This is a genomic window from Shewanella sp. MM_2022_3 (assembly GCF_022557375.1).
Lineage (GTDB): Bacteria > Pseudomonadota > Gammaproteobacteria > Enterobacterales > Shewanellaceae > Shewanella > Shewanella xiamenensis.
The window spans coordinates 1-4,803 of the sequence record NZ_JAKZGV010000089.1; the positions used below are offsets into that span (position 1 = coordinate 1).

Consider the following 4,803-nt stretch of genomic DNA (forward strand, 5'->3'; position numbering starts at 1 on the left):
CTTTAAGTGTTAATAAGATAAGTCAGTTACAATAACTTTATATCTACAGATATTCGGCCACAAAGACTTAAGCAGTCACCCTATAGCGTTCTTCTGTTTCTGCCTATATTCTAAGTTGCTAATAGGAGGATTAGCGGAAACACGGAAACCATGGGTGATATTTCAAAAGCAAAATTGATGTACCTAGCGATAGGAGTGTTCATGGGGATCATTATTGGCAACCTATCACTATCGATAAGCAATTTATTTTTAGGAATTGCATCCATATTAGGCTGGTTAGTACTAATGGTCGGAATTCCTCCCTCTAATAGTCATCAATTTCGAATTGCAACTTTCTTTATATCAATCAGCCTACTACCTGTGTCGTGGTGGATTTATATAACGTCCAATTAAGCGCCTAGTGGCCATATTTTTGTCCTGTATTGGCGATAAGGGTTTCGATCACATGCTTACTGAATGAAGTGATAGTCGTGAAGCGAATAGTCAGTCGTAAATTCATGACCAACACTGGCGTCGGACGGTTATTCCGCGGGTACAAATCTTTTTGAATGCAGTTGATATTCTGCTTGTTCGTCCCGAGGTTAAACGCAATAGATACCAAAGTTTTCCCTAATCAGAGCAAAAATCTTCCCTCAGTAACTCTCGCCTTATCAATCCATAAATCGAGCGCTACCATTACAGGAATTATTTCAATACATCTGCCTGTTTCTGTACTCGGCTCGCCCAATATCCTGCCAGCATGGCGCCTGAGAGATTATGCCAAATTGAGAAAATCGCGCTCGGGACAGCGGAGACTGGGCTAAAAAACTTGATACACAGAGCGGTCGCGAGACCAGAGTTTTGCAGCCCCACCTCAATCGAAATGGTTTTACACACGGTGTGACTAAAGCCGAGCAAGCGGCAACAGGTATAACCCAAGGCGAGTCCTAAGCCATTATGTAGAAACACCGCGAGTAAAATCACAGGTCCCACCTGCGCAAATTGCCCCGCATTTAAGGCCACAATAATACTGATGGCCAGCACAATCGCCACGATAGAAATAATGGGCAATGCGGGGGCAAGTTTAGCCACCCGCGGTTTAAAGAAATGATTCAATACCACACCCACAGTCACAGGGATAAGCACGATTTTAACGAGGCTGACTAGCATATCCATTAAAGGAATGGCGACCATCTCGCCGATTAATAGCTGGATAATCAACGGGGTGAGCACCACACCCACTAAGGTGGATAGCGCCGTCATAGTGATAGATAAGGCGACATCGCCCTTGGCCAAATAGCAGATCACGTTCGATGCCGTGCCGCCCGCCACGCTCCCCACCAGCACCATGCCTATGGTCAATTCCCGATTGAGCCCTAACAGCAAACTAATAGCTAAGGCACTTAAGGGCATTAGGGTAAATTGCAAGATTAAACCTGTGATAACGGCGCGTTTCTGCTTAAATGCATTGGCAAAATCCTGCAAATCTAAGGTCAATCCCATGGATAACATAATCACCACCAGCAACGGCACTATGCTGGTTTTCAATCCGCTAAACCAAGCTGGCATCAAATACGCCGTACCCGCCCCGAGTAAGGCAAATAGCGGAAAAAAGCGGTTGATATTAACCAATGGGAATCCTCCAAGATTTCAGGCGATTTGAGGAAATTAAGCAATGTCCGCTGGGATAATGACAGCCTGACTCCCTCAGCACAAGCCAAAGCGTCCACAAGTAAGAACCTCAACTTTTAATCATTTCAGCCTTTCGATTGAGCTCTTAAGTTAATCGCTCAAATTCAATAACAAAGAGCCAAAAACCTCAGTAAATATGCATCTATGTTTACTAAAACATGATCTGCTTAACAAAAAGCCCGTGATTTCCTTGTTAGGAAACCGTAACTTATAACCAGTTCACGTTTTATTTACTCCATACGAGGTAGTCTAATTGCGCTAGGTGGTCGTGAATTACCTAAAGCAATTTTGGTGTTTACGGTTAGCACTCTCAGATAGGAATCGTTATGTCTTCAGTTATTCAAACGCTCAGCGGCGCGATCGCAACGCCTTATCAAGCGAATATTACCGTCCCTAACTGGATGCTCAGCTCGATGGAACGAGTCATGCAGTATTATGTCGATAAGAATCTTCGCCTTGATACACTCTCCGCCGACATCATGCCCGCTCCGGTCGAAGGTAAAAAGTACATGCTTTATGCCCATGTGCCCTTCTGCCATACCTTGTGTTCTTACTGCACCTTCCATCGTTTTATGTTTAAGGAAGACAAGGCGCGCGCTTACTTTATCTCCCTACGTAAAGAGATGGAGATGGTCAAAGCCTTAGGCTATGACTTTGAATCTATGTACATTGGCGGTGGCACCACCACAGTATTAGAAGACGAACTCGCCCGTACGATTGAGCATGCAAAGACCTTATTCCCAAGCATTAAAGAAGTGTCTTGCGAGTCGGATCCACAGCATTTAGACAGCCCAGGCTTTAAGCAACTCAAGGGCTTAGTGGATCGTATGTCCATCGGCGTACAAAGCTTTAACGATGACATTTTAAAAATGACCGACCGCCTTGAAAAATTCGGCACAGGTCAACAAACCTTCGACAAGATTATGGCGGCTAAAGAGCTGTTCCCCATTATCAACGTCGACCTGATTTTTGGCTTCCGCGGCCAAACCGATGAAGTGATCCAGCACGACTTAGATATGGCCTCGCGCCTCGACCCCAGACAGATCACCACCTATCCGCTGATGATCACGCACCAAACGCGTAAGAGTGTTAAAGGTAAACTGGCCGCGCCACAGGCAGATATGGCCAACCAATATCGCCAGATCTTAAACAGTTTAAATGGTCAATATAATCAGTTGTCTGCATGGGCCTTTGGTAAGGCGAATGACGAAGGCTTCGACGAATATGTAATCGACTACGATGAGTATTTAGGGGTTGGTTCAGGCTCCTTTAGCTTTTTGAATGACACTTTATACGTTAACACCTTCTCGCTACGTAAATACCAAGAGCGGATCGCCGCTGGCAAGATGGGCGTAGAGCAACAGAAGAACTACAACAAAAAAGATGTGATGCAATATCGCTTTCTGCTGGGGATGTTCTCCGGTCGCCTATCGCGTAAATATTTCCGCGAAACCTTCGGCGTGAACTTAGACACAGCCCTGTTTAAGGAAATGACCTCGATGAAGCTGATTGGCGCCATCAAGAACGACCCCACCGATCCCGATAATCTGATTATCACAGATAACGGCAAGATGATGGGCCTGTTAATGATGAAAGAGTTCTACGCTGGCATGGATAACGTGCGCGCGCAATTGCGTAAACCGCTCAAACCCTGCGATATGTAAGCAAGAGTAAAACCACTAAAGGCCCTTTATGGGCCTTTTTGTTAAGGTGATTTCGCGCTACTCTTGCCTCGGTTTATTCGCATTCGTGACCAACCCAGTAATAAAGGAGTATTCGTTATGGGTTTTACTGATCAAGAAAAACAAGCACTACTCGCCGTTAAGGGCGTTGGCCCGACTGTCATTAAACGCTTTGAAGAAATCGGTATTAGCTCACTTGCGCAGTTGGCCGAGCATGAGGTCGAGGATATCGCCAACCTCGTCGCTAGCATGTTACGCACCACTTGCTGGAAAAACAGCCCGCAAGCACGCAATGCTATTGCCGCAGCCATCGAACTTGCCCGCCATCAATAATCTTTTGATTTCCAATTCGTTGAGATATTTATGCCATCTTATTTACGCATCTTAGCTTGCACTCTAACCGCGTTGTTATTTAGCACATCGGTTTTTGCCAACGACAGCAGTTTTGGTGATGCCAATGGTTCAATCACCCTTAAATATCAGCCGCATATCAGTATGGACAAAGAGTCACTCTTTATCAGCGAGGCCGAAATCAGGGTCGATTATGTGTTTACCAACACCACTTCGCAGGATCTTATCGTCCCCATCGCCTTCCCTATGCCGCCGATGTTTTTTGGCTCCGCCGATCACAGCAGCATCGATAACTTCACCCTAAAAGTGAATGGCAAAACCCAGCCAACCGAGCACAGGCTCGTCGCCCAACTTGCCGATAAAACCGATATTTCTGCCGAGCTTAAAAAACTCGGCTGGGGTGTAGAGGAAGTCGCCTATTTTGCCGAATATAGCAAAGTCCCCAAGGGCAAACCTGCGCTCCCCAGTCAATGGTTGGATGAGGACCAACAAATCGCCTTTACCCTAAGTGATTACTTTGTGTGGCAGCAAACCTTCCCTGCGGGCCAATCTGTCTCCATCAGCCACAGTTACACGCCGAGCCTCTCAACAGGCATCCCCGATACTGCCAATAGTATTATCGATACTTACACTGAACTTGCCTGTTTAGATGAAAGTGCTAAGCAAGGTATTCGGAAGCGTAATCTCGTCGTTAAACAAGACGGCGAAGATGTTGAATATGGCGTGGAATGGAGCCACCTTAGCTATATTTTGGTCACGGCCAATAACTGGCAAGGAGCGATTAAGGACTTTAAACTGACGCTGAAAAAATCCCAACCGACTGATCTCGTCAGTTTGTGTTTTGATGGTGAACTTAAAAAAACCGATTCACTCACCTTTGAGTTTCAGCAAAAAAAATTCACGCCAACGCAGGATCTCAGCATCCTATTTATCCGTAAACCGGATTTTGAATAATCGAAAAAGCCAGCTAAATGCCTGTCTCTCATACACAAATCCCTGAACAATGCTCAGGGATTTTTTTTGAACTCATTCCCCGCATTGTGATCAGATCGTCTAGGGCTAAATATTCGAGGCGATTATGATGAAGATGATGGATCCA

At 45.5% G+C, this 4,803-nt stretch carries 4 protein-coding genes; 3 read left to right on the plus strand and 1 reads right to left on the minus strand.

The genetic code is table 11. From position 1 onward, the window contains the following. Positions 1-684: 684 nt before the first annotated feature. Positions 685-1,611, minus strand: coding sequence for a bile acid:sodium symporter family protein (locus MMG82_RS21035; RefSeq protein ID WP_069454012.1), 927 nt, complete (start codon positions 1,609-1,611; stop codon positions 685-687). Positions 1,612-1,997: 386 nt separating this feature from the next. Between MMG82_RS21035 and MMG82_RS21040 the strand changes: the two genes are divergently transcribed. The 3 genes from MMG82_RS21040 (at position 1,998) to MMG82_RS21050 (ending at position 4,658) form a co-directional block, all read left to right on the plus strand. Beyond that, entirely contained in the window at positions 1,998-3,335 is a 1,338-nt protein-coding gene (locus tag MMG82_RS21040) for a coproporphyrinogen III oxidase family protein (RefSeq protein WP_037423493.1), read from the plus strand. Between the two features lie 117 nt (positions 3,336-3,452). Then, positions 3,453-3,686 carry a hypothetical protein gene (locus MMG82_RS21045; protein ID WP_037423496.1) on the plus strand — a complete coding sequence of 78 codons (234 nt, stop codon included), beginning with the start codon at positions 3,453-3,455 and terminating at the stop codon, positions 3,684-3,686. A 30-nt stretch (positions 3,687-3,716) separates the two neighbouring features. Continuing rightward, a complete protein-coding gene (locus MMG82_RS21050; RefSeq protein WP_241407388.1) occupies positions 3,717-4,658 on the plus strand; it encodes a DUF4424 domain-containing protein in 942 nt (313 codons plus the stop codon). Positions 4,659-4,803: the final 145 nt, after the last annotated feature.

Excerpts from the sequence above, each read along its gene's own strand:
- MMG82_RS21045 (WP_037423496.1), top strand. The coding sequence starts at position 3,453 with ATGGGTTTTACTGATCAAGAAAAACAAGCACTACTCGCCGTTAAGGGC.
- MMG82_RS21040 (WP_037423493.1), top strand. The coding sequence starts at position 1,998 with ATGTCTTCAGTTATTCAAACGCTCAGCGGCGCGATCGCAACGCCTTAT.
- MMG82_RS21050 (WP_241407388.1), top strand. The coding sequence starts at position 3,717 with ATGCCATCTTATTTACGCATCTTAGCTTGCACTCTAACCGCGTTGTTA.